Here is a 24,189-nt window from a genome sequence, read left to right as displayed (position 1 = left end):
TAACACCTCTTTTCCCCACCCTGTAAGCGTTTCCCTCAATTCTTCTTGTGTTCGCTTCTCTAGAATAGCTATTAGTTTTCCCGTATCTAAATTTACTAAAACCGCACAGTAATTTTTTTGTCCTTTGACTAGAGCGATTTCATCAATTTCTAGTCTTTTTAATTCCGATAGATCTGGCTCTGTAATTTCTTCGGCTATGTCCTCTATCATTCTTTGAATCTCTTCTTCCGTTACGTCATTTATTCGACTAACATTTAAAATATCTCCTGATTTTAATTGTTCGAGTATATTTTCGGCTAGTCTTTTCGTATAGGTTCGTTTACTGGCGACAAAATCTAACTCTTCACCAAAGGGTTTTCGACAATTATCGCCCTTAAATTGACGACGATTAACCTGTAGGTACACTGGTTGTCCTGAGAGCGGTAAATCTTTGACTAAATGTCGATGATTTTGGTGGAGTTTATCGCTCTCTAACCCACAACGAGGACAGATTGCTTTTTGATTTTTCGATTCGATTCGTCAAACTATACCGATATTTTCTAGGTGTAGATAGCCTTGAATAGACGTTCCTTCTACAAGTATCATAAGTAAAATACTGTGGTTTTTGGCTATTATATCAAATCTTAACTCAATTGTCTATTTTTTAGCATTAACCAGTTTGTGCCTTAAGTCTTTCCCTGTATGAATTTTAGCTATTTTTGAGCGTAGGTACTCTCATCGAATTTTATTTTAAGTTAATTATTTGCATAACAATTACCGAAGAGCCTTCTTCGTTACTTGGTATGGTTCGATAGGGGGGCATAAATCGACTAAATCCTTATTTGGCAAGAGACTTAATTGATTAGTTCGCTCTAGACAAAAACAATTGACAAAAATCCTAAATGCCTTTCTATATAAGGGTTCCATTCCTTATAACCCCCATCCATTGCATAACACAAACCGAAGAGCCGGAAAAATCTATCATTGACCTTTTTCTCTATCTTTCTATCTGTCTATCCACTAGGATAATGACCTTGCAATCAAAACTTCATGTCTGCGTCACAGTAAGTTCATATCCCCCGCCTAGATTAGAGATAGTCAGTCCCAAGCCGTTTTCCAAAACACTCCTCTCACACCCACGATTATTAGGACTGACTTTTATTCCCTTCTCAAAATGGTTAAACAGTAAAAACTATGACTCACAATATTTTTAACGATAATATTTCCCCGATCAACGAAGTTAATCCCAAACGCTCCAAATCTTCTGCAATGAAAAAACTTTTTGCCTATTCTTCCTTACTGGTTTTGGGTGCTGGGTTAGGTATCGGTGCTACCTATGCCTACAGTCAAAATCCTCTAGAATTAGCCCAAAATATTGCCCCCGCTGCCAATAATCCTCGCCCCTCCACACCAGCGGCAGCCGCTCCCTCGTCTCTGGTTATGCCCACCAATTTTGTCGCTTCTGTGGTGCAAGAAGTGGGGCCGGCGGTGGTAAGAATTAATGCTTCTAGGGAAGTCAATGGAGGCGGTGATTTTTCGGAATTTGCTAACGATCCTGTTTTCCGTCGCTTCTTCGGTTCTCAAATACCAGAGCGAGGAGAAAAACAAGTTCAAAGAGGTACAGGTTCGGGGTTTATTATCAGTAATGACGGTAAAATTATCACCAATGCTCACGTTGTCGAGGGAGCAGATAAGGTGACTGTCACCCTCAAAGATGGTCGCACCATTGATGGCAAAGTCTTAGGTAGTGATCCTTTAACTGATGTGGCAGTGGTACAGGTGGAAACGAGCAATTTACCCACGGTTAAATTAGGTAATTCTGATAGTTTACAGGTGGGAGAATGGGCGATCGCTATCGGTAATCCTTTGGGATTAGATAACACTGTCACCACGGGGATTATTAGTGCCAAGGAACGCAATGGCTCCCAAATTGGTGCTAGTGATAAACTGGTAGATTTTCTGCAAACCGATGCGGCAATTAACCCCGGAAATTCTGGCGGACCTTTGTTAAATGCTCGGGGAGAAGTCATCGGAGTTAACACCGCTATCATTCAAAATGCCCAGGGTTTAGGTTTTGCTATTCCGATTAAAACTGCCCAAAGAATCGCTGAACAATTAATCGCCACGGGTAAGGTGGAACATCCCTATCTCGGTGTTCAAATGGTGCAGTTAACTCCAGAGGTAAAAGAACAATTAGCCGATAGTCCCATGGCTGATAATTGGACTGTCCCCGATGATTCTGGTGTCTTGTTAGTGCGGGTGATGAGAGATTCTCCTGCCGCAGCAGCAGGATTGCGATCGGGTGATGTGTTAAAGTCTGTAGGTGGTAAGAATGTCACCGATCCCGATGCGGTTCGGGAAATTGTTGCTAATACTCAAATTGGCGATAATTTGCCCGTAGAAATTAGCCGGGAAGGACAAAAAATTAATCTGAATATTCAAGTGGGTAGCTTGAATACTGCTAACAGATCCTAGTCTGGAAGATAAGTGGTAAAAGACCTAAACTTTATAGAGAGCTTGTTAGTAAGCTCTCTATATTTCTGGTTTTACTTTTGGCTCTTGAATCAAATAATTATAGCAGTTATCTTAATGGTGAGGTAAGTAGGGTTTGCGGCAAAAAGTTTTTCCTGGTGGCAGGGGGTGGCCCCCTCCAACCCTAGGGGTGGGGGTCGGGGGGCAAGGGGGGGGAGGTTCGGCTAATCTAAGAATAAGCGGTTTAAATGCGTCTTAGCTTATTCCTGGCGGTGACACTCCTAAGCTGGTATGAACTTTGAGTCCAAAGGATGTTTTACAATCTAGATAACCCATGCCTTTTTTGGCTTTTTGTGTTGTCAAGTCTAAACTGGTTGTGTCTTGAACTGCCAAAACTATTGGATGTTCTTTGATTCTTTCTACTGTACTTTTGGCTTGGGCGGCAATTAGATCTGAGGGGTGAAAATAGGGGGAATTCCAAAAGTCGTAGGTGGCACTCGCTGCGGCTAGATTTCCCGAAGCTTGTGATACAATTGTACTAAATTAGCTGGCCAAGTTTTCCACGATACTGATTAACCTTTTCTTTTTTCTGGTGTCCCCTAGGTCTGCATACTGTAATTCTTGGGCTGCCCATTTCTCCATTTTTTTGCTTACCTCCACCTTGATTCCTTCTTTCAAAACTATACCTATCAATCGTTTCCCCTTTTTTTAAGTTTCTTCTCTTTTTGTTAAGAAAGATCTGACTAATGGACAGCGCTAAAAACGAGGGTCTTCACCCCGACATCTGTGATAAAGCCGCTGCACCTTGTCATAAAAACGCTTGCGGACTTTTTCCGGGGAGATCAGCAGGCAATCTTCCCCGTAGGGGAGAATCTCGCGGAAAAACCAGAAGCTACTCGTTACCTGTCGGGTAATCTGTCGGACAGGGGGATCGATCGAGATCAATTCGTTGGCGATATCGATAGCGGTTTTGGTCTGGTACGATCGAGCTAATCCATCGAACAGGTGAAACTCGGCGGACACACTATCAAGCTGATTGCGCCACTTTCCCCTAGGGATCGGGGTAATTAAGGAATCGTTGGGGATTCGATCGATCCGTAAACTCCAATTGTGGTGTAGTTCAGAAATATCTTGATTTCCCTCGGTTTCCTCGCACCAACAATCGAGATATAACCGATCCTCGTGACGATTGATAGCGGCATGGTAAAGATGAAATTCCCAGATTCGATCGCCGGCATCCTGATAGGATAACTGAAACGGTTGTTGTCGGAGAATGCAGCGATCGAGTTCCAGTCGCCATGGTGGGGGAGGATTATCGAGGTGGCGTTCTAGCTCTTTCCGTAAGGGGTCTGACAGTTCGCTCCGTTCTAATAGTAGTTTAGTTAGTTCTAGGGCGATGGGGATTTGTCCGGCATCAATGAGAGAATCGATCGCCTGTTGGAGCATCTGCAAGCGATCGGGCTTCCAGTCGTGATTAGGAGCGATTTTGAGCTTATTATGGGCAATTTCCTTGATTAACTTCGATATATTCGGTTTATCTCCCCAAAATAGCCCAAATTCACTGGCAAGGATTTCTAGGGCCTGTTTTTCTTTTTCACTGACCGATAAAGTGATCGATTGTCCTATCCGGCTCATAGTTTATAAATATACGGACACTTTTTCTGTTGAGGTACTTGTCCATCCCTATTATCGTGGGTAGTATGGAAAGTAGCAAGAAGTTACGGACAGAAATTCATGGTAAATTATCAAGTAACGCTCAAGCCGGTCTATTCCTGTCCCGCAGACGAAATCCCAGACGGGATCAAGGTTCCGCAAGGATGGCGGTTATCGTGGCATCAGGTGGAGACGTGGAAAGCACTAAATGATCCCGAGATCGATGTGATTTTCAATACGGCGATGACGGGGGACGGGAAAAGTCTGGCCGCATATCTCGACGCAATGCAGGGAGAAAAACCCGATGATTCTATCCGCTATTCGATCGGACTTTATCCTACTAATGAACTGGCCAGAGATCAGGAAGGTCAAATCCAAGGCTATATTAATCAATTCAGTCCGAATAACGATCCTCGCGTTAGTCGATTGAGTGGTGCAACACTGGAAATTTACGCCGAAAGCGAAGACATTCGGAAAGACAACGCCATTTTAACCCGCATTGAACAATCGGATATTATCCTCACAAATCCTGATATTTTACATTATCTCCATCGTCACGCTTATATTACTCCTAAAGATGCTCCCGATAAGCTTTGGAGTCCTTTAGACGTTAAATTCAATCTTTTTATACACGATGAATTTCATGTTTTTAGTGCGCCCCAGATCGCGAGTGTTATTAATACGATGCTATTGATGCGTCACACGAAAAATGAACACAAACATCTATTCCTTTCTGCCACCCCAGAAAAACAACTAATCGAGCGATTGAAAACCGTGTTTGCTCCCGAGGAAATTCGAGAGATTAACCCTTACGAACGTGAAAAGTACCGCTTTCCCGATTCAGAAGCGGAAAAACAGCAATTGGAGTCGCAGGGATGGCGACAGATCGCTCGACAGATAACTTTAAATTTTATTCCTATAGATTCTACTTTCGGAGCGTCGGAAACGTGGCTATTGGAAAACTGGCAGTTAATTCGTGACTATTTTCTGCAATATCCGGGAAGTAAAGGTGCGATCATTCTCAATTCGATCGCTTCTGTCAAACGCTTAATCCGAGAGTTTAAGAACTTGCTCCATCCGTTGACAGTGGCAGAAAATACCGGTTTAACTGGACAAACACGAAAAAACGAATCGTTACAAGCCGATTTAGTTCTCGGAACCAGTACGATCGATGTGGGGGTGGATTTCCGGATTAACTTTTTAATTTTCGAGTCTGGGGATTCGGGGAGTTTTATCCAGCGCTTGGGACGGCTCGGCAGACACGATGGACAGAGCGACGATCAACCCTTCCTCAATTTTACTGCCTATGCGCTCGCGTCTAACTTCTTGGTCGAGCGATTATTTCTTGGCGAACATCCTCCTTTAGAGAAAAATGTCCCCTATGACCGCCCATTTTTAAACGAGCAAATTCGGGATAAATACCGCAAAATTAATAACTTTCAGGGATATTTCCGCCGTTGGGCAGGAGTGCAGTCCGTGGAGATAAGTCGCAAGCTCAATCATAAAACGATTCGGGATAGATACCAAAAGAGTCGCGTCGCGTTTGAGGAGGATTGTCAGAGGGTTTTCCAGACGAGTCTGGGCCGGGTGAGGGGATGTCTGCAAACTTGGAGAGAAGACTGGCAACAGCTATCGGGACAAGTATCGAAAAGTCCGATTGAAGAGGACGCGAGTAGCTTTCGAGGTTCTAGCTCCCTTTCCTGCGGGTTGTACGATGAAGAGTACGAAGACTGGCCGGGTGATTATTTCAAAACCTACGATTTACCGAGTATTCTCAGCCATCTTGACATTGAACCGATGACCCAAGCGGACTACCTCCGACTTCTGGAGTCAACCGCAGTCCGTCTTCAACAACCGATTGCCAAGGGACGGTTTCGCCACTGCCTCGCATTTATGAAGTTGCTGAGATATCGTCCAGAAAGACGACCATGGCGATTTAGCTACGGGGGAGACCTGAGAGAACTGGCGAATAGCTGGAAAGTGCTGGTTTTGCGGGGTATTCAAGTTTATCCCTGTCCCTATCGGCAGATTAACGAGCGGATGAAAACCAGATATCTGGTTAGTTATCTGGTTCCGCACCCAGTCGAGGAGGTGAAAAAACGTCTCCAGCTACCGATGCACTTTCAGATTTATCCGATAGACGAGTTCGGCCGCGAAAAAACCTCCGCACCTTACTCTATAGCTTTCGGTCAATCGGCACTGCTACTCGATACCCAAGCTTACCGTCTCAAGGAAAAAGGAGGAGACTCGTGGATCTGCTAGAACTGTTATCCCTATTAGGGTTTGCTCATCACCTTATGGGCGATGACAGGAAAGTTAAATATAACTATATCTCTAATCGAGTAGATAAAGTTTCAATGCCTAATAGGCATTATTGCTCACTTAACGGAAGTCGAGGAGGTTTACTTTCCCTTGCTCAGGGTAGCAGAATCGGGCAGGTAGTTTTATAATGGTCTTTATATACTCAATTAGCAAGCGAGAAGCTATAATTGATGGATAAACCATAGAAGGAGCCGCCTATGCAATCCTCAAACAGTCATTTAGCGAACTCATCTAAAATTACGGTGGAGCCATGCAAGTTTATGTACTACCTATTGATCGCATTCAATGAAATGGAGCATCAACATCGAAAAATCTTTCAAATTCAACAAGCGCAAGAAGAGAAAATCGAGCGTATTCAAAGGAAGTTCGATGAACTGGAGGAATCATTCGGTGGGATTCTAGCTGAATATCGATATTTCAAGAATCGTACCGCCGATTTAGAACATCAAGTCCTTACTGAAAACTTAGAAGATTAATACTCGGTTAGAAAATCATGGCCAACTCTATTTTAGAAAACTCCCAAAAGCTATCCTCTCAACTCCCCGAAAAAATTCCCTATGTCAAACTATTAGTTTTATTCGGTTCTAGAGCGACCGGAAAAAATCACGATAGTAGTGATTGGGATTTTGCGGTTCTATATGACGAAAAAGCCGAGGGGAAACAAGATCAAGAAAAATACGAGCGATATCTAGAAGTTCTTGACTACCTGAGTGAAGTATTAAAGATCAATAGGGACGCAATCGATCTTGTTGAACTCGATCGCTGTTCTCCCCTTCTCGGCCATCAAGTCGCACGAGATGGAAAACTTATTTACGAAAGTCATGTTGGCGAGTTTCTTAAATTTCGTGTTCGAGCGTGGAAGATATACGCCGATACCGCCAAGTTTCGTAAAGTCCAGAAAGAAAGTATTCATCTTTGGTTTAAAAAATGGGGTTTGCAATGATGGAAAGAGAAATTATAGACTCAAGAATTCGCTTAATGATTAAATATCTTGATCGCCTGAAATGTTTCGAGTCTGTCAAGTTAATCGATGATCAAGAAAATGAGTAAATTGATCATAAAATTGTTTTTAAATCTATCCCTACAACTTAAAAACAATTACCTACCTATATCTACAAATCATCACTTACTTAGATGTACAGGAGCAGGATAATGGCTAGAAAGAAAAAAGAAACAAGTCAAGAGATTCAACAATTAAACATTTTTGACTATCCAGATAATGTTGAATCTTTTCAAGACGAAAACGAGGATGGCGATAATTATGAGGAAGAGGAAGAAGAGCTACCAGAGTCTAACCGAGATGAAGAAGAGATTCAAAAAGAATTTTTAACGACTAAACTCTTTAAAGAAGCAATTATTAAGCAGAATCCTGAAGATATTGTTATGATAGATTTTGCCGAGTATGTATTGCCTAATTTCTTGAAAGTTGCTGCTGGTGTGACTGCAAAAGGAGGTAAATGGATCGAGAATAAAATAGCTGAGGGAAATTTAAAAAGCGATCGAGCTTTGCACGACCAATCATTAAGCACTCACATCCTGAATGGATTATTCGCAGCCAACTTAATCGAACAACAAATAGAAAAATTAGACACAACTTCTATTAAACGATATATCAAAGAATTTGATAGAAGATTGGGTATGGCGGGCTTTATTTTACACGATTTTGAGAAATTTAAGTATGATCGCTTTCCACAGATGCCTGAAAAGTACAAAAATTTGCCAGAAATTCGAGGATTATCTATTCAAGAACATCGAGAAATTCTTGATGTGATGATTCGACATCTACAATTAGATGTTTTTATCGATCCAGAAAATCCGGAAGTATATCGAGAATACATAGATGATTTACTTGTGATAGCTTACAACGCGCAAGTTCGTTGGGGGACTAACTGGAATTTCTCCATTCATGATGGACTATCTCCTAAATTAAAACCGAGAGGTGATAAATTATTTTCTTTAACTGGATTAGCTTGTTTAGCTGATCGTATATCCTCCATAGTCAAGCATCCTCAAGACGCTTTAAGTTCTAGCTTAGACAAAATTCTAGGTCGATTGAGTAATAGAAATTTGAAGTTAACCTATCACGCTATCTCGGAAAATCGAGGAGTCTTAACTAATGTTATCAATAACGCTCTTATCGATGAATATGTCAGTCTCAACACACCCGAAAAGCAGTATTATCAACCGTTACTATATTTACCGACTGGAGTAGTTTATCTAACCTCCCGCAATGCACCGGAAATATCGGTAGATAATATTCCCGAAAGAGTGGTTGATAAAATCAATTCTCTCTGTATCGGAGAATTGCGGACTAGACAGACAGGATTTAATCGAGATGGTAAGGGAATGAAATACGCAGAATATTATCATTTATTCTTTAACACCCTCGAATTGATGGACGTTGGTTTAGATGCAACGCTAAAAATTCTGAAAGATGGGAAAAAGCCTGTTTCTGGCGATCGAAGCGGTACTTTAATTAAATTTCAAAAGTTAGGAATTTTATCTGATCGATATAATTTCGAGTTTAAAGAAGATATTCGGATCGATCAGATTGCCGAGTTTTGTGATTTAATCAGCCGTAAAATATGGGATGAGAAAGTCTCTCAAATTCTAGAAGTCTGTAAGCGGGATAAAAAACTGCCAAAACCATCGGAATTCGATTTTATTCTTGAAGTCGCAAAACATTGGGATTTACTAAGCTATATTCCCGCTATTCGGGAGATTCAAAGAATAAACGATAGTCTTAAGGAACGTAAATTAAAAGGCAATACAGGTGGACTACCTTTAGAATGGTATTATTTGGCCGCTAAGTATTTAGAGCATAATGTAGGAATCGGAAATGAAGAAATTAAACCGATATGTCAAAAATTATTAATCCATCTTCGCGATTCGATCGAACCGATTTTAAACGATTATCAAGTTTTCGATGGATGGGATGATTTACGCGCGTGGGTTAAGCAAGTAGTCATGTTACCGAATCAACAGACAGATACCAGATCACCCGATAAATTTTTTGAAGAATTTCAACGCTATAAAAATGCTAAAAAATCGGGAAGGGGAAAAACAGCACTTTGCTCTATATCCCATTCCGCATATAGCGTAACCGAGCAGATGGAATCGGCAGTCTTGTTCACTCCCCAAGTTTACACTAATAAACAAACCCTAGGAGGTTCTAACGCTAAACGCAACATTTCCAGCATCGCAGGAATCGAATTCATGTTACGGCAAATTTTAATGAGCGAGACAGAAGCGGTAGGAAAAAATTTTGAGGATGCTAAATATCGTTATATTTATTTTTATCCTACCTACTACTGCACTCCAGAAACCAACGCATTTTTGCATCGGGTATATGAAGAAATAAAGCAGACTCGTTTCGACAAAAATACTTATAACCATTTTATACGAGATTTCCAAGCACATCTCGAATTAGACCAATATCGGAGTCTTGATATTTTTCATCTCGACAATACTTCAATAAAGGATCGATCTCTCAAACTCTCCTATCCCGAAAAGCAACCTCTCACCTTCTACTTTATGGCTCTTCCTCCTGAAGTTAAAGGGAAAGATAAAAAAATAACCGACACGGAATCATGGATCATGCCGGCATGGTTAGGATTAGCTTTCCCGATGATTCTAGATGTTAAAACGGTGGTTTCCGAGTCTCCTATTCCTCCCTTTAATGATGGTGCGGAATTTCAGGAAACTGTTTTTCTCGATGGTGCGCCACCTGCACTTCGAGCTTTAGTTCAACGAGATTTATTTCGCTTGGACTACATCTTAGAAAGTTGGGAGGAAGAAGGAAAAAAATATTCCGCACCCTTAAATACCCTAACCGCAGCCTATTCTATTCATTTAGACGTGAACTCGAAGCAGGGTAAGACGGGTTATGATCCCAATTGGGGCAAATTAACGGAACTCGCTATCAATTTAGAAACCAGTCCTCTCTATGTTTTTCATTACCTTAAACAGTGGAAACGGGGCAAAGATGCCGATATACCGAGTGCTAATCGAATCGCTCTGTATCTCTACGATTTTTATCCTTGTTTCGATCCCTATGTACAAGCTAACCGAACCAATTTAACTATCGATATGACAGCAGAATCGCCCTTAAATCACCCGAAAAACTTAACCGAATTGTATCGTCAATTCTATCGAGCTAAATCTAGTAAAGGAAAGCCAATTAAAGCCAATGCTATTCTTAAACCTATTGATGAAGCGGCGGATGTTATTCTTAAAGCGGATAACGCTATAAGCGATGATTTGACTTCTTTGGTAGCGGCACGATTATTTAAACTAATGGATCGAGTACGCTCTCAAACAGCAGAAGGTCGATACGTTATCAAAGAGCGAGATCAAGAGCGAGAAAAAATCTTGGATTTTGCTAAATACTTTGTAAAAAATGTTTTCGAGGAGTCTTTTGAAAGTGATCGAGCCAGATTAGCAGGTCGTCAACTAAATATTATCCGGGATACCTGCGAATTTCTCTATCGTTTAGAAATGGATAAAGAACGTCGCCAAAGACAAGTTCAACCTCTCGATACTTCAAATTCTTCTTCCGAGGAGGAAGAGTAAAAGCTTTAACTGTTATCCAAATGTCCACTTTTTCTATATTAGGAGCGAACTTATGACTTTTCTTAAATCTGTTGACGCTAAATTCTTTCATAGCGAGATTCCCTACAAACCGATGGGAAAATACGTTCACTTTTTGACGATTCGAGTCACAGAATCTTATCCTTTATTTCAAACAGATGGAGACCTAAATAAAGCTCGTGTTCGTGCGGGAATTGATAGCAAAAAAACGATTAGTCGTTTATCGATGTTTAAACGGAAACAGTCAACTCCAGAACGTTTAGTCGGTCGAGAATTACTCAGAAACTACGGATTAATTACCGCCGAAGAATGTGAATATAATCTGGCTTTCGGTATGAATAACCCCGACTGTATTATCTACGGGTTTGCCATCGGTGATTCTGGTTCAGAAAAATCGAAAGTAGTAGTAGATACGGCTTTTTCGATCACACCCTTTGATGAATCCCATGAAAGTTTTACTTTCAACGCTCCCTACGAGAACGGTACCATGGCATCTAAGGGAGAAAATAAAACCAAACCGGGAGAAGTGACTAGCCGAATTAACCAACAGGATCACATCCGTCCCCAGGTGTTTTTCCCTAGTATTGTCACTTTAAAAGATCCGACAGAAGCGGGTTTTCTCTACGTTTTTAATAACATCCTGCGTACCCGTCACTACGGCGCGCAAATTACCCGGACGGGACGGGTGAGAAACGAGCTTATCGGTGTTATTTTTGCCGATGGGGAAATTGTTAGTAATTTGCGCTGGACACAGGCAATATATGATCGCCTTCCCGATGAGGTATTACACTCGATCGATCCCTTAGACGAGGATTTAGTTATGGAAAAAGCCACCGAAGCAATACAAGCATTAATGGCGGAAGAATTTATCGTTCATACCGATTTTATCGGAGAAAATTTTCAACCTTTATTAACCGAGGTGAAAACTCTCACGGGTACGGAAGCAGGAATTTTATCGATCTTGAACCAAGCGGATAAAGAAGCGAAAGACTACGCTAAGAAACATATCGCCGAGAAAAAACCAGCCGCTAAAAAACCGTAAATTTCAGTAGGGTGAGAAATTTCTCACCCTATATCCTCGCAATTTTTAAAGAGTTATGGTACATATTTATTCCTGTCAATTAGAACTGCACGATAATCTTTATTACGCAACCCGTGAAATCGGCAGACTCTACGAAAGCGAACCCGTAATTCATAATTACGCGCTTTGTTATGCTTTGGGATTGGTAAATAGCGATAGTTATCGTTACTTCTGTTCCGAACAGATTCCACAGTACCAAGAACATTTAAATCCTCTTAACGAAGAGCAAATTTATGTCACTCCCGCACGGGCGATCGCTCATACGGCGGTTCTCAATACTTGGAAATATGCCAATAATAACTATCATGTGGAGATGGAAAAAACCCAGAAAAATATTCCCAGTTTTGGCAGAGCAAAGGAAATCGCTCCCGAAAGTGTTTTTGAATGTTTTATCATTTCCCATCACCCCCTACAACTTCCTAAATGGATTCGTTTGGGAAAATGGATGAGTAAAGCGGAAGTAAAACTGACAGAACTTTCCCTATCAAAACAAAAAGAGGATTTATTTATTTATCCCTATCCTTTAAATCCTCTCGATGTTATGTTTACCCATCAGGTGATTGGCTACGACGTGATCAATATGCCACCGGTTAGTTTAATCCGTAATGTACGAATGCGCGGGGAATATTACCAAATAAGCGATCGCCCTGATCTGAAAATTCCCGCTCGATTGTCCTATCGCTTCGGTTGAAAATTGACCATGACTCTTATCTCTTCTAAACCCCTCACTTTACCAGAATTTCTCTCGCTAACCGCTCCCGAGGGCGATATTACCTATGAATTAGTCGATGGAGAAGCGATCCCAAAAATGTCACCGAAATTCTTTCATTCTCGTTTAACTCTGGCTTTATCTTCTATACTCGATCGCTGGAATCAAGGACGGGGAGAAGTGGGAATCGAATGGGCGATCATTCTCAGCAAAAACGATCGAGATTGGTGTCCCGTTCCCGATCTTCTCTACATTTCCCCGGAAAGGTTAGGAGATATTCCCCTCACCGATGAAGCTTGTCCCGTTCCCCCGGAATTAGTCATCGAAATTATCTCTCCGGAACAATCTTTCAGCAGCCTGAGCGAAAAAGCCGTGGACTACCTAAAAGCAGGAGTCAGTCGCGTCTGGATCGTCGATCCCCGGGCCAAGCAGATCACGATTTTCTATCCCGACGCACCCCCGGCGATTAAAAAAGGCGATGACGAAATTAGCGATATTCTTCTCCCCGATTTAACCCTAACTCCCAGACAAATTTTTGCCAAGGCCCGATTAAGTTAATGCCCTACAGTCTCGTTATAAGCGATCGCCCCGATCTGAAAATTCCCGCTCGATTGTCCTATCGCTTCGGTTGAAAATTGACCATGACTCTTATCTCTTCTAAACCCCTCACTTTACCCGAATTTCTCTCCCTAACCGCTCCCGATGGCGATATTACCTATGAATTAGTCGATGGAGAAGCGATCGCAAAAATGTCACCGAAATTCTTTCATTCTCGTTTAACTGGTGCTTTATTTCTCGTACTCGATCGCTGGAATCAAGGACGGGGAGAAGTGGGAATCGAATGGGCAATTATTCTCAGCAAAAACGATCGAGATTGGTGTCCCGTTCCCGATCTTCTCTACATTTCCCCAGAAAGGTTAGGAGATATTCCCCTCACCGATGAAGCTTGTCCCGTTCCCCCGGAATTAGTCATCGAAATTATTTCTCCTGAACAATCCTTCAGCAGCCTGAGCGAAAAAGCCGTGGACTACCTAAAAGCGGGAGTCAGTCGCGTCTGGATCGTCGATCCCCGGGCCAAGCAGATCACAATTTTCTATCCCGACGCACCCCCGGCGATTAAAAAAGGCGATGACGAAATTAGCGATATTCTCCTCCCCGATTTAACCCTAACCCCCAGACAAATTTTTGCCAAGGCCCGATTAAGTTAATGCCCTACAGTCTCGTTCTCAATCTCACACCCCGATCGCCGATCTATCCGAATTTTCTCACCGGACGACACCTTCACGCGCTATTCCTTACCCTTGTCAGTAGTGTTGATCGGGAATTAGGGAAAATTCTACACGCAGCCGAGGCAGATAAAGCTTTTACCTTATCGCCACTACAGATGCAATCCGGGGGAAAAACGATAAATTCCCCGCAGTGGCGATACGAACGGCCAATCGCCCCCGAAACTCCCTGCTGGTGGCGGATTTCTCTGCTCGATGACCGATTATTCGGTAAATTAACCTCGCTCTGGTTGAATCTCAATCCAGAACACCCCTGGCATCTCGGTTCCGCCGATCTGGTTATCACTAGCGTCCTCGCCACCCCACAATCGGTTCAACCCTGGGCGAACTCTTGTACTTATCAATACCTGTATGAAAACGCCTCGGCAGCGAATCGGGAATTTGATTTCCTTTTCGCCACCCCCGTCACCTTCCGGCAGGGAAAATTCGATAGTGCCTTACCGACGCGGGAACTGGTGTTTAATAGCCTTCTCAATCGTTGGAATCGCTATAGCGGTATCCCCTTCGATTCTATTGCCCTAGACTCGATTTTCCCCAGTTTCTTCGATATTCAAACGAAATTAGCCGACGAAGCCTATAAAAACCAGTCGTTCGGTTGTGTGGGTGAGATTCACTATCGTCTTTTGGGAGAGGTGGAACCCGCAAAGATTAAAGCGATTAATGTACTGGCGGATTTTGCCCTCTATGCGGGAGTGGGACGGAAAACCACCATGGGAATGGGGATGACTCGCAGAATTTCTAAGGAGAAAAGATAGTTATGGATGAATCTGACTACATACCGATCGCCGCTCTCAACCATTACGCCTACTGTCCCCACCGTTGTTGGAGGATGTTCGTCGCCGGGGAATTTCTCGATAATAGCTATACGATCGAGGGAACAAATTTACACCAACGAGTTCACACCGTCGGGGCGGAAAACCGCGAGGAAATATGGCAAATTCGGGCTATCTGGCTCAAATCAGACAATTACCGTCTCATCGGTAAAGCCGATCTGATCGAGTCCCACGACGGCGAATTTATCCCCGTGGAATACAAACGGGGCAGTAAGGGCGAATGGGATAACGACGAGTTGCAGGTGTGCGCTCAAGCCATCTGTTTGGAAGAAATGACTGGAAAAAGGCTAGATACTGGCTATATCTACTATGCCAGTTCTCACCAGCGTCAACCGGTGGCGATCGATCTTGCTTTACGGCAACAGGCGATCGCTACGATCCGAGCAGTTGAAACCCTGATCCAGACGGGAAAAATGCCCCCGGCGGTCTATTCGCCCCGCTGCAAGGGATGCAGTTTGTTCGATCGCTGCTTGCCCCGATTAACTGAAAAAGTCCAACGATATCGAGAGGAAGACTAAAAAATATGGGAACGGTATATGTGACCAGAGAAGACGCATTTCTCGGCAAAAATGACGAGCGTTTAACGGTTAAAGCATCCAAGGAAACGATCCTCGATGTACCTCTATTGAACGTGGAAGGAGTGGTGATTTTCGGACGGGGTTCAGTTTCTCCCGCATTGGTGATCGAACTGCTCGAACGTCATATTCCCCTGAGTTTTGTCACTGTCACGGGAAAATATCTCGGTAGATTGGAACCGGAGATGACCAAAAATATTTTCGTTCGTCGAGCGCAATGGCAGGCCGCGGGCGATTCTCCGAAAGCCATTCATTTAGTGCGGGGATTCGTCCGCGGCAAGCTGAAGAATTACCGCAACATTCTACTCCGTCGTCAACGCGATCGAAAAGACTTGGATTTACAAACAGCGATCGCTTGTTTGGAAGCAGCGATCGGCTCGATCGAAACAACCTCGGCGATCGATTCTCTCCGGGGGTTAGAGGGAGCGGGAAGCGCAGCCTATTTCAGTTGTTTTGATTCCTTAATTCTCGGCGATACTTTTACCTTTACCTCGCGTAACCGTCGCCCCCCGCGAGATCCGGTCAATTCTCTTTTGAGTCTGGGTTATGCGTTATTGCGCCATGACGTGCAGAGTGCGATCAATTTGGTCGGTTTTGACCCCTATCTCGGTTATCTTCACTATCAACGCTACGGTCGCCCCTCGCTGGCACTGGATCTGATGGAGGAATTTAGAGCGATCGTCGTTGATGCCGTAGTTCTCAATGGGGTCAATCATCCTTATCTTACCCCCGAACATTTCACCACCGAACCCTTAAGCGGTGCGGTTTCCTTGACGAGAGAAGGGTTACAGATTTTCCTGCGCTTGTACGAACAGAAGAAACAATCGAAGTTTAAGCATCCAGTAATGGGTAAACAGTGTACTTATCAAGAAGCTTTCGAGATTCAGGCCCGACTAATGGCGAAATATCTGATGGACGAGACGGATAAGTATCCACCCTTGATTTTAAAGTAGGTAGAGGCGGTCATGTATTTTGTTGTCAGTTACGACATTTCCGACGATAAGCGACGAACCAAAATTCACAATACGTTAAAGTCCTACGGCCAACGGGTGCAGTATAGTGTTTTTGAGTGCGATCTAACCGATACCCAGTACGCTAAGCTGCGCGGGCGCTTGAGTAAGTTGATCAAACCCGATACCGATAGCATCCGCTTTTATTTTCTCTGCGCCTGTTGTCGGGGTAAAGTGGAACGTATCGGTGGTGAGTTACCCCGGGATAATACGATTTTTTTTGTTTAGCTCGGTTGCGCCTCGGAGTAGCTGTAAAAATCCTTAACTATTATCTGGTGGCTGGAAAGCTTATGCAATATAGATTCGAGATGATTTTCCTTTCTAACGCGGGGCGCACCTTATCCCGTAAGGTTTTGCGGGGTCTTGAAGAACTGGGTCACTTGCTGTACAATAGATTTATTGCGGGTGCGGCGCATACGAACCTTGAAAACCCCATAGCGTATAGCTTTTACCACTGGGCGGTTCCAATTAATCTTAAACCCTATTAGGGATTGAAACTCAATACCCTGCCTTACCCCACCTCACCTTACCCGGTTCCAATTAATCTTAAACCCTATTAGGGATTGAAACAAGTAAAAATTATTATCCTCTTAACGTCCGTACCTCGTTCCAATTAATCTTAAACCCTATTAGGGATTGAAACGCCGCCAAATCCCAGAACCTTACTTTACCTATTAATGTTCCAATTAATCTTAAACCCTATTAGGGATTGAAACCTTCTGTAAAATGAGTTAATTCGTCAAAGCCTATCGTTCCAATTAATCTTAAACCCTATTAGGGATTGAAACCTATTTCTTTAAAAGCAATAGGGGTAACTTCCATCTCAGGTTCCAATTAATCTTAAACCCTATTAGGGATTGAAACCCAGAATCAGGGCGAACTCAAGAGCAGGTAGATGCGTTCCAATTAATCTTAAACCCTATTAGGGATTGAAACCTACATCCCCACCGAAAACCTTAAGGAAGTTAAACAGTTCCAATTAATCTTAAACCCTATTAGGGATTGAAACATCAATCATATCTTTGGCTATATGCCATCCTGTAGTTCCAATTAATCTTAAACCCTATTAGGGATTGAAACTTGATGCGTTTCTAGACTCTTCAACGATTAATTGTTCCAATTAATCTTAAACCCTATTAGGGATTGAAACGTAACTAATCGAGGCAGAAAGCGTACCTATTCTATCCGTTCCAATTAATCTTAAACCCTATTAGGGATTGAAACTGACTATCTCTAACCACGATACAACCTGCGCTTCCGTTCCAATTAATCTTAAACCCTATTAGGGATTGAAACATCAGAAAAAGAATTGTTGTCGTTTGAAGAGTTTCAGGTTCCAATTAATCTTAAACCCTATTAGGGATTGAAACTCATGCCTTGCCCTGGGTAATTAGCCCCTGGGAAAGTTCCAATTAATCTTAAACCCTATTAGGGATTGAAACAGCATCTTCGCCGTCTTCTGGTTTGCCGTGAATATTGTTCCAATTAATCTTAAACCCTATTAGGGATTGAAACAGGCGAAATTGCGGCGGGGGCGGACAAACCCTTAAGTTCCAATTAATCTTAAACCCTATTAGGGATTGAAACTCTAAACTTGCTTTACCCCAAAACTTATTTGGTGAGAGTTCCAATTAATCTTAAACCCTATTAGGGATTGAAACGCCCTTTTTGGATATCGGATACTGAAATTTATTTTGTTCCAATTAATCTTAAACCCTATTAGGGATTGAAACTTTGTGGTAATCGTCGCTACCGTGCCGTAGTCGTGTTCCAATTAATCTTAAACCCTATTAGGGATTGAAACGCTAAATTTATAAAAGAATCCGAGCCAAATATTAGTTCCAATTAATCTTAAACCCTATTAGGGATTGAAACTCAGCCTCGGCCAAGCAAATTCTGGATTATTTAAGGTTCCAATTAATCTTAAACCCTATTAGGGATTGAAACCAAATTTGGTCGCAACTTCCCTGGGATTGGAAGAAGGTTCCAATTAATCTTAAACCCTATTAGGGATTGAAACGCACCGTAGCGTAAGCCCTGAGTAATCCCATTCCGTTCCAATTAATCTTAAACCCTATTAGGGATTGAAACAAAGATTCAAGAGCAACAAGCTTACACTGATAGTGTTCCAATTAATCTTAAACCCTATTAGGGATTGAAACTGTCACTTGTAGCCACTTTGCCGGCTAAGGATGGTATTCCAATTAATCTTAAACCCTATTAGGGATTGAAACTAGCCCAGTTCCAGATATAGCCGCCGTATCAATCATTCCAATTAATCTTAAACCCTATTAGGGATTGAAACAAAACAGGAGACTGGGATGATGAAGGAGATAGTGAAGTGATTTTTTTACCATTAGCAAGGAGTTAGAATGATAACCGCCCGTCAAGCCCATATCTATTTGGTATGGGCAAAAAACAATGATTTAGACCCAGTGCCAGTTACTTCTAGGCACTGGAATTGTCGTTTTAAAATATTATCAACTTCTCAAGAGTTAGGAGTATGCAAGGAAAGAGTTAGACAAGTCTTAGCCAAAATTTTTAAGCTACTATCAGAAGAACAAACGATAGCAGAAGCAACAAAAGTTATCGAAAAATACAATAGTTAATCAGTATTAAGTAGGTAAATTATGAGTTTTGATAAAACCCTAGATTTTAGTCAGGCTTTAAGTTTATTAAAAGAAGGTAAAAAGATTGCTCGGCAAAAATGGATTCCAATTAATCTTAAACCCTAATAGGGATTGAAATATAATAAAAGAGCGAAAACCAATAGGAGGTTCCAATTAATCTTAAACCCTAATAGGGATTGAAACGGTAAATATGCTTATTGTTCCTCACTCTATTGTTATTCCAATTAATGTTAATCCCTATTAGGGATTGAAACACCCTAAAGATTCAACGGCATTAGAAGCGATTATCGCGCCAATTCAGACTTGAATTGGCGTTTTTGTTCAGAATTTAAGTGATTAGGGGCTGACCTAGATAGGGCTGGCTGAATAATGGTAAAACCCTTTTAAAATAAGGCTTTTGACCTGTTAAAATCCGATGTTCATGCTGCGAAAATAGGATTGGGACATTCAAAAACCTGGCATTATTCTTTTGATAGTACATAAACTGGTATAAAAAAAAAGAAGGGCAACAAAGCCTGAAACGACCGACGACCGGCTACTGACGACCGGCTACTGACTCCTAACCCCATCAACAAACTTTTTCAGCAAACCCTAAATATATTTCGACCGTAATATATGAAAGATTGCTTGACACAGAGTATTCTGCTGATTTCTTCACAGGTTTTACCTTCGAGAGACATCTTTACTGAGAGCGCTCGTTTCAGTTCTCTTGAATCGATTACACTTTTTATAAATAGTTCTAATTCAGCTATTTGTAATTCCTTGCTTTGCTGCTCCAATCCTGTGTAATTCATTTTGTATTGGCTATAATTAGGGGTTGCTGAATAAATCTAAAAACCTTGTTGGATAAGACTTTTAGACTTTTTTTCCCTCAAAAAGTGCCAGCGATTGGAGTGATTGGGGGTAAAATTCCGGGACTTTTTCCCTGAAAATTAGGTAATTGACTCCCTGAAAATCGGTAAAACCCTACACCCTACACCCTACACCCCACACCCTGCCCCCACGAAAAACTTTTTGCCGCAAACCCTATCTAAAAATCAAACTCGTCTAACCCCGGTTGTGGGGGAGGAAAGCGACTGCGAGGAGATTTTTTCGACTTTCTCAAAAAAGCGGGGATAAATGCGGCCATAAAAAATCCAATTCCCAAAGAAAAAGCCAATAAAACACCGATAGGTACTTTAATTGACTCAAATTGTAGAAACTTTAAAGAAACTGGTTGGATATTTTGAATAGCAAAAACTGCCATGGTCATAATCCAGCCGCCGACAATAGCACTAGCTAAAAAATTACTAATTGTATTCATGCTTGTCCTCGCCCTGTTTGTGGGAGATTTTTTCAGGTTTTGTAGGCTAATTTCGCAGTTAGCTCCCTATTAATACCATTTTTCTTTATTCGTGGCCCTCCTATCCATTAGTCACATCTTTCTTAACATAAAATTTGACAAAAAGAGAAAAGTGGGCAAGATTGCCCAAGGGGGTTCTATGGGGGGACTAATTTGATCAGATAGTTTCCAAGTCTCGCTGATATCATGTTACCTTCCCAGTCCTAACCAAATAGTTTTAACACTAGGTTCACCGTCGTCTTTTTTACCTAAAAAAAACCCAAGAGAAGCCATCATTTTGACCGCTAAAGGTTGAAAATAGGGTTAATTCCCAAAATCAGATGTGGCACTTGCGGCGGCTAGATTTGCCGAGGCTTATGACACACTTGTACTAGGTTGCCTGGCCAAGTTTTCCACGATACTGATTAATCTTTTCGGTTCTTCTGGTGTCCCCTAGCTCTGCATACTGTAATTCTTGGGCTGCTCATTTCTCCATTTTTTTGCTCACCTCGACCTTGATTCCTTCTTTCTTTTAAAACTATACCTATCAATCGGTTCCCCTTTTTTTAAGTTTCTTCTCTTTTTGTTAAGAAAGCTCCGACTAACTGATTACTGATCACTGAAAAATCTCTTGTCTCTTAATCAAATTCTGATTTTAAATCCCGACGCATTAATTCATAAACGGCAACTTGGGGAGAAATTTCCCCGCACAAAAGACGATCAACTTGGCAGGTAATCGGTACATATAATTTTTTTTCTTGGGCAATTCTCATCAAAACTTCTGTGGTATTTATTCCCTCGGCAGTTCCCTCTAACTTTGCTAAAATTTCTGGCAAAGATAAACCTAAAGCTAATTGATAACCCACTTGATAATTGCGGGATAAAGGACTATTACAGGTAGCTAATAAATCCCCTAAACCCGATAAACCGAAGAAAGTTTCTTGACAACCTCCTAGACAAGTTCCCACCCGAACTATTTCCGGTAAAGCGCGAGTTAACAGGGCAGATTTGGCATTAGTACCTAACTGTAAACCATCGCAAACCCCAGAAGCGATCGCCATGACATTTTTGAGAGTGCCACCTAACTCAGTCCCCAAGGGATCACTATTCAGATAAACCCGAAAAGATTCCCCAGATAATAATTTTTGTAACAATATTGCTGCTTTTTGCTGATAACTTGCTACCACTGTCGCAGCGGGTAAACCTTGGTTAATTTCTTTAGCCAAATTAGGACCGGAAAGAACCACAAGGGGATTAGCGGGAAAAGCTTGATTCCAGAGATGAAAGGGGGTACGAGTGGTGATTGGATCTAATCCTTTAGTAGCGGTGACGATAATTATGCGAGAATTTAATGGTAATTGCTGTAATTTTTTGATCGTTGGGGAAACGCCTTTAATCGAAACTGCTGAAATAATTACCTCAGTATCTGCTATAATAGCTCCCAAATCTTCCCCGCTATGACGCGACCAAACCCTAACAGTTAAGTGATTACGTCTAGCCAAATTAGCGAGAGTTTGTCCCCAAATTCCCCCACCTATAACCGTAATTTTCTTGGCATTTTCTAACAACTTTTATTCTCCTCCTTATTAGTGATCCCTGATCAGTGACTGGTTAGAAATGATTCGATTTCAAGGTTATGCGTCTTAAATAAAATTATTGACCGATTACTGATAAGTAGGTAGGTGTTAAAAGTTGTCAGACACCCCCCTTATCAAGGGGGGACTAAGGGGGGATCGGCACCCCCCTTATCAAGGGGCGCAGGGGAGATCCCCCCGCCTATCGGCACTCCCCTTATCAAGGGGGGCAGGGGGGATCAGAGGCAAAATCTATCTTCAATTTAATTATAACTACTTACTTAACTGTTCACTGATAACTGAAAAAAATGACAACCTATCGCAATCCTGCCCCCACTGTTGATATTATCATCGAACTGATCGACTCGCCCCACCGTCCGATCGTACTAATTGAGAGAAAAAATCCGCCCTTTGGCTGGGCAATTCCGGGGGGATTCGTGGACTACGGTGAATCGGTGGAAACGGCGGCCATTCGGGAAGCTTACGAGGAAATCAGTTTAGAGGTGCAGTTAATCGAGCAATTTCACGTCTATTCCGATCCTAACCGCGATCCGCGTCAACACACCATTAGTATCGTTTTTATCGCCACGGCAAAAGGCAAACCGATCGCTGCCGATGATGCCAAAAAAGTGGGGATTTTTCATCTCTGGGAATTCCCCCAACCTTTATGCTTTGATCACGATCGCATCCTCAATGATTATCGTCGTTATCGGGATTATCAAATCCGTCCCACACATTAGACCCCAACCTGGACATAAAAGCAATCCTTGCCCAAAACCTCCCCGAAAAACCTTTAAAAAACTATACACTTCTGAGGGCGACAATCGGCTCCAATTTAGAGGCACGATAGGCGGGAAAAACGCCAAAAAAGAGACCAATACCCGTGGAAACGCTCAAAGACAGGATGACGGCGGTGGCGGAAACAGTGGCAGCCAGGGGAGAGAAACTGGAGACGAGAACGATCGCTCCTGCACCGACGAGAATACCAAGCGCACCGCCGGCGATGGAAACGAGAGTTGATTCAATCAGGAATTGTAAGAGAATATCCTGTTCTCTGGCTCCGATCGCTTTTCTTAGTCCGATTTCCCCGGTTCTTTCCGAAACCGAAACGAGCATAATATTCATCACCCCGATACCCCCGACAATTAGGGAAATACCGGCGATTAGAGCCAAAAGTAGGGTTAGACCCTGGGTAATCGTGCCGAAGATTTCGATCATCTGTTTAGCAGTTTCGACGCGAAAATCATCCTCAGCCACGATTTTATGACGTAAACGCAGGAGATTCTCGATTTGGAACTTAGCGGCACGGATTTCCTCCCCCGATCGCGCGGTGAGACTAATCCAACTCAACTCGACACCGTAGGGTCCGGTTTTGCCCACCAGTTGCGAGTTCATGGTGCTAAGGGGAATAATCAGCATTTCATCCTGATTATTGCCAAAAAAGGAGCCTTTCGCCTCTAAAATCCCGATCACCTCAAAACTGAGATTTTTGATCCGCAGCTGTTGACCGAGGGGATTTTGGGTGGGGAAAAGTTGCGCTGCCACTTCACGGCCGATTACCGTTACCCGTTTGTTGCGGACTAGATCGATATTATTGATAAAACGACCTTTTTCTAGGGTAAAATTGCGAACAGAAGCGTATTCTGGGGTGCTTCCCGTCACTAGAGCCGTCATGTTGCGATTACGATAGGAAATCAGGAAACGAGCGTTTATTTCCGGGGCGACTTCAGCGACGGTGGGAACCTGTTCGGCGATCGCCTGAGCATCGGCTAAAACCAAGGTTTTCGGTAAATTAACGGTGGTATTGCGTGCTTGTCGCGACCCCGGCACCACAAAAAGAGTATTGGGTCCCAAGTTAGCAAACTGGTCATTGGCTAAGGTTTGCGCCCCTTGGCCAATACCGATCATGGCCACCACCGAAGCGTTACCGATGATAATTCCTAACATGGTCAGGCCGCTACGCACTTTATTGGCCCCTAGGGTGGCGACGGCCATTTTTACACTTTCGATGATCAACATATCAGTTATCAGTTATCAGTTATCAGTTATCAGTTATCAGTTATCAGTTATCAGTTATCAGTTATCAGTTATCAGTTATCAGTTATCAGTTATCAGTTATCAGTTATCAGTTATCAGTTATCAGTTATCAGTTAT

The 24,189-nt window shown here is 42.5% G+C and carries 20 protein-coding genes, 4 pseudogenes and 1 CRISPR repeat array; of the genes and pseudogenes, 16 read left to right on the top strand and 8 right to left on the bottom strand.

What is annotated here, in order from left to right; all coding sequences use genetic code 11:
• Positions 1–585, bottom strand: a pseudogene (locus IM515_RS01445) (transposase family protein); the annotation flags it as partial.
• Between the two features lie 588 nt (positions 586–1,173).
• Here IM515_RS01445 and IM515_RS01440 point away from each other — a divergent pair.
• Positions 1,174–2,454: an HhoA/HhoB/HtrA family serine endopeptidase gene (locus IM515_RS01440; RefSeq protein WP_287628666.1), complete on the top strand. Its 1,281-nt coding sequence runs from the start codon at positions 1,174–1,176 to the stop codon at positions 2,452–2,454.
• A gap of 258 nt (positions 2,455–2,712) precedes the next feature.
• On the opposite strand, the pseudogene IM515_RS01435 reads toward IM515_RS01440, so the two are convergent.
• Both IM515_RS01435 and IM515_RS01430 read right to left on the bottom strand, forming a co-directional pair.
• Positions 2,713–3,093: pseudogene (locus IM515_RS01435) on the bottom strand (IS4/Tn5 family transposase DNA-binding protein); the annotation flags it as partial.
• A gap of 114 nt (positions 3,094–3,207) precedes the next feature.
• A complete protein-coding gene (locus IM515_RS01430) occupies positions 3,208–4,086 on the bottom strand; it encodes a WYL domain-containing protein (RefSeq protein WP_287628668.1) in 879 nt (292 codons plus the stop codon).
• A 99-nt stretch (positions 4,087–4,185) separates the two neighbouring features.
• Between IM515_RS01430 and cas3 the strand changes: the two genes are divergently transcribed.
• The 14 genes from cas3 (at position 4,186) to IM515_RS26070 (ending at position 19,245) form a co-directional block, all read left to right on the top strand.
• Positions 4,186–6,366, top strand: coding sequence for a type I-D CRISPR-associated helicase Cas3' (gene cas3, locus IM515_RS01425; RefSeq protein ID WP_287628669.1), 2,181 nt, complete (start codon positions 4,186–4,188; stop codon positions 6,364–6,366).
• A gap of 320 nt (positions 6,367–6,686) precedes the next feature.
• The gene (locus tag IM515_RS01420; protein ID WP_043997627.1) at positions 6,687–6,902 is read left to right on the top strand and encodes a hypothetical protein; all 216 of its coding nucleotides are present in this window, start codon (positions 6,687–6,689) and stop codon (positions 6,900–6,902) included.
• A 17-nt stretch (positions 6,903–6,919) separates the two neighbouring features.
• Positions 6,920–7,369: a type VII toxin-antitoxin system MntA family adenylyltransferase antitoxin gene (gene mntA, locus IM515_RS01415; protein WP_287628670.1), complete on the top strand. Its 450-nt coding sequence runs from the start codon at positions 6,920–6,922 to the stop codon at positions 7,367–7,369.
• 209 nt (positions 7,370–7,578) lie between these two features.
• Positions 7,579–10,998 carry a type I-D CRISPR-associated protein Cas10d/Csc3 gene (gene cas10d, locus IM515_RS01410; RefSeq protein WP_287628671.1) on the top strand — a complete coding sequence of 1,140 codons (3,420 nt, stop codon included), beginning with the start codon at positions 7,579–7,581 and terminating at the stop codon, positions 10,996–10,998.
• 52 nt (positions 10,999–11,050) lie between these two features.
• Positions 11,051–12,058 (top strand): type I-D CRISPR-associated protein Cas7/Csc2, encoded by a 1,008-nt coding sequence (cas7d, locus tag IM515_RS01405; protein WP_287628672.1) that lies wholly within the window; start codon positions 11,051–11,053, stop codon positions 12,056–12,058.
• 55 nt (positions 12,059–12,113) lie between these two features.
• On the top strand, positions 12,114–12,788 hold the full coding sequence (gene cas5d, locus IM515_RS01400; RefSeq protein ID WP_287628673.1) for a type I-D CRISPR-associated protein Cas5/Csc1: 675 nt from the start codon (positions 12,114–12,116) through the stop codon (positions 12,786–12,788).
• 9 nt (positions 12,789–12,797) lie between these two features.
• On the top strand, positions 12,798–13,364 hold the full coding sequence (locus IM515_RS01395) for a Uma2 family endonuclease (RefSeq protein WP_287628674.1): 567 nt from the start codon (positions 12,798–12,800) through the stop codon (positions 13,362–13,364).
• Positions 13,365–13,447: 83 nt separating this feature from the next.
• Positions 13,448–14,014: a Uma2 family endonuclease gene (locus IM515_RS01390; RefSeq protein ID WP_193956991.1), complete on the top strand. Its 567-nt coding sequence runs from the start codon at positions 13,448–13,450 to the stop codon at positions 14,012–14,014.
• Positions 14,014–14,847 carry a CRISPR-associated endoribonuclease Cas6 gene (gene cas6 / locus IM515_RS01385; RefSeq protein ID WP_287628675.1) on the top strand — a complete coding sequence of 278 codons (834 nt, stop codon included), beginning with the start codon at positions 14,014–14,016 and terminating at the stop codon, positions 14,845–14,847. Before IM515_RS01390 ends, cas6 begins: the two co-directional genes overlap by 1 nt.
• A gap of 2 nt (positions 14,848–14,849) precedes the next feature.
• On the top strand, positions 14,850–15,443 hold the full coding sequence (gene cas4, locus IM515_RS01380) for a CRISPR-associated protein Cas4 (protein WP_287628676.1): 594 nt from the start codon (positions 14,850–14,852) through the stop codon (positions 15,441–15,443).
• 5 nt (positions 15,444–15,448) lie between these two features.
• Entirely contained in the window at positions 15,449–16,453 is a 1,005-nt protein-coding gene (gene cas1d, locus IM515_RS01375; RefSeq protein WP_287109254.1) for a type I-D CRISPR-associated endonuclease Cas1d, read from the top strand.
• A gap of 12 nt (positions 16,454–16,465) precedes the next feature.
• On the top strand, positions 16,466–16,738 hold the full coding sequence (cas2, locus tag IM515_RS01370; protein ID WP_002742874.1) for a CRISPR-associated endonuclease Cas2: 273 nt from the start codon (positions 16,466–16,468) through the stop codon (positions 16,736–16,738).
• Positions 16,739–16,971: 233 nt separating this feature from the next.
• Positions 16,972–18,815: direct repeats of the CRISPR family, unit length 37 nt; unit sequence GTTCCAATTAATCTTAAACCCTATTAGGGATTGAAAC.
• 67 nt (positions 18,816–18,882) lie between these two features.
• Complete coding sequence (locus IM515_RS01365; protein ID WP_193958615.1) at positions 18,883–19,119, top strand: hypothetical protein; 237 nt, start codon at positions 18,883–18,885, stop codon at positions 19,117–19,119.
• 21 nt (positions 19,120–19,140) lie between these two features.
• Positions 19,141–19,245, top strand: coding sequence for a Thoeris anti-defense Tad2 family protein (locus tag IM515_RS26070; protein ID WP_425589503.1), 105 nt, complete (start codon positions 19,141–19,143; stop codon positions 19,243–19,245).
• A gap of 925 nt (positions 19,246–20,170) precedes the next feature.
• Here IM515_RS26070 and IM515_RS01360 read toward each other — a convergent pair.
• From IM515_RS01360 to IM515_RS01350, 4 genes and pseudogenes are all read right to left on the bottom strand, one after another.
• A complete protein-coding gene (locus tag IM515_RS01360) occupies positions 20,171–20,443 on the bottom strand; it encodes a lipopolysaccharide assembly protein LapA domain-containing protein (protein WP_002788612.1) in 273 nt (90 codons plus the stop codon).
• 111 nt (positions 20,444–20,554) lie between these two features.
• Positions 20,555–20,767: pseudogene (locus IM515_RS01355) on the bottom strand (hypothetical protein); the annotation flags it as partial.
• Positions 20,768–20,788: 21 nt separating this feature from the next.
• A pseudogene (locus IM515_RS26065) lies at positions 20,789–20,945 on the bottom strand (IS4/Tn5 family transposase DNA-binding protein); the annotation flags it as partial.
• A gap of 154 nt (positions 20,946–21,099) precedes the next feature.
• Positions 21,100–22,029, bottom strand: coding sequence for an NAD(P)H-dependent glycerol-3-phosphate dehydrogenase (locus IM515_RS01350; RefSeq protein WP_287628677.1), 930 nt, complete (start codon positions 22,027–22,029; stop codon positions 21,100–21,102).
• A 314-nt stretch (positions 22,030–22,343) separates the two neighbouring features.
• Between IM515_RS01350 and IM515_RS01345 the strand changes: the two genes are divergently transcribed.
• Positions 22,344–22,775, top strand: coding sequence for an NUDIX domain-containing protein (locus IM515_RS01345; protein WP_008200727.1), 432 nt, complete (start codon positions 22,344–22,346; stop codon positions 22,773–22,775).
• A 61-nt stretch (positions 22,776–22,836) separates the two neighbouring features.
• Here the strand turns inward: IM515_RS01345 and IM515_RS01340 are convergent, their stop codons facing one another.
• Positions 22,837–24,054, bottom strand: coding sequence for an ABC transporter permease (locus tag IM515_RS01340; RefSeq protein ID WP_287628678.1), 1,218 nt, complete (start codon positions 24,052–24,054; stop codon positions 22,837–22,839).
• Between the last annotated feature and the right edge of the window lie 135 nt (positions 24,055–24,189).

Origin of the sequence: Microcystis sp. M44BS1, from assembly GCF_020244875.1 — a bacterium.
Taxonomy (GTDB): Bacteria; Cyanobacteriota; Cyanobacteriia; order Cyanobacteriales; family Microcystaceae; genus Microcystis; species Microcystis panniformis.
The sequence above is the reverse complement of the archived record's forward strand: the minus strand, read 5'-3'. Positions and strand labels throughout refer to the sequence as shown.

Excerpts from the sequence above, each read along its gene's own strand:
- IM515_RS01440 (WP_287628666.1), top strand. The coding sequence starts at position 1,174 with ATGACTCACAATATTTTTAACGATAATATTTCCCCGATCAACGAAGTT.
- IM515_RS01430 (WP_287628668.1), bottom strand. The coding sequence starts at position 4,086 with ATGAGCCGGATAGGACAATCGATCACTTTATCGGTCAGTGAAAAAGAA.
- cas3 (WP_287628669.1), top strand. The coding sequence starts at position 4,186 with ATGGTAAATTATCAAGTAACGCTCAAGCCGGTCTATTCCTGTCCCGCA.
- IM515_RS01420 (WP_043997627.1), top strand. The coding sequence starts at position 6,687 with ATGTACTACCTATTGATCGCATTCAATGAAATGGAGCATCAACATCGA.
- mntA (WP_287628670.1), top strand. The coding sequence starts at position 6,920 with ATGGCCAACTCTATTTTAGAAAACTCCCAAAAGCTATCCTCTCAACTC.
- cas10d (WP_287628671.1), top strand. The coding sequence starts at position 7,579 with ATGGCTAGAAAGAAAAAAGAAACAAGTCAAGAGATTCAACAATTAAAC.
- cas7d (WP_287628672.1), top strand. The coding sequence starts at position 11,051 with ATGACTTTTCTTAAATCTGTTGACGCTAAATTCTTTCATAGCGAGATT.
- cas5d (WP_287628673.1), top strand. The coding sequence starts at position 12,114 with ATGGTACATATTTATTCCTGTCAATTAGAACTGCACGATAATCTTTAT.
- IM515_RS01395 (WP_287628674.1), top strand. The coding sequence starts at position 12,798 with ATGACTCTTATCTCTTCTAAACCCCTCACTTTACCAGAATTTCTCTCG.
- IM515_RS01390 (WP_193956991.1), top strand. The coding sequence starts at position 13,448 with ATGACTCTTATCTCTTCTAAACCCCTCACTTTACCCGAATTTCTCTCC.
- cas6 (WP_287628675.1), top strand. The coding sequence starts at position 14,014 with ATGCCCTACAGTCTCGTTCTCAATCTCACACCCCGATCGCCGATCTAT.
- cas4 (WP_287628676.1), top strand. The coding sequence starts at position 14,850 with ATGGATGAATCTGACTACATACCGATCGCCGCTCTCAACCATTACGCC.
- cas1d (WP_287109254.1), top strand. The coding sequence starts at position 15,449 with ATGGGAACGGTATATGTGACCAGAGAAGACGCATTTCTCGGCAAAAAT.
- cas2 (WP_002742874.1), top strand. The coding sequence starts at position 16,466 with ATGTATTTTGTTGTCAGTTACGACATTTCCGACGATAAGCGACGAACC.
- IM515_RS01365 (WP_193958615.1), top strand. The coding sequence starts at position 18,883 with ATGATAACCGCCCGTCAAGCCCATATCTATTTGGTATGGGCAAAAAAC.
- IM515_RS26070 (WP_425589503.1), top strand. The coding sequence starts at position 19,141 with ATGAGTTTTGATAAAACCCTAGATTTTAGTCAGGCTTTAAGTTTATTA.
- IM515_RS01360 (WP_002788612.1), bottom strand. The coding sequence starts at position 20,443 with ATGAATACAATTAGTAATTTTTTAGCTAGTGCTATTGTCGGCGGCTGG.
- IM515_RS01345 (WP_008200727.1), top strand. The coding sequence starts at position 22,344 with ATGACAACCTATCGCAATCCTGCCCCCACTGTTGATATTATCATCGAA.
- IM515_RS01340 (WP_287628678.1), bottom strand. The coding sequence starts at position 24,054 with ATGTTGATCATCGAAAGTGTAAAAATGGCCGTCGCCACCCTAGGGGCC.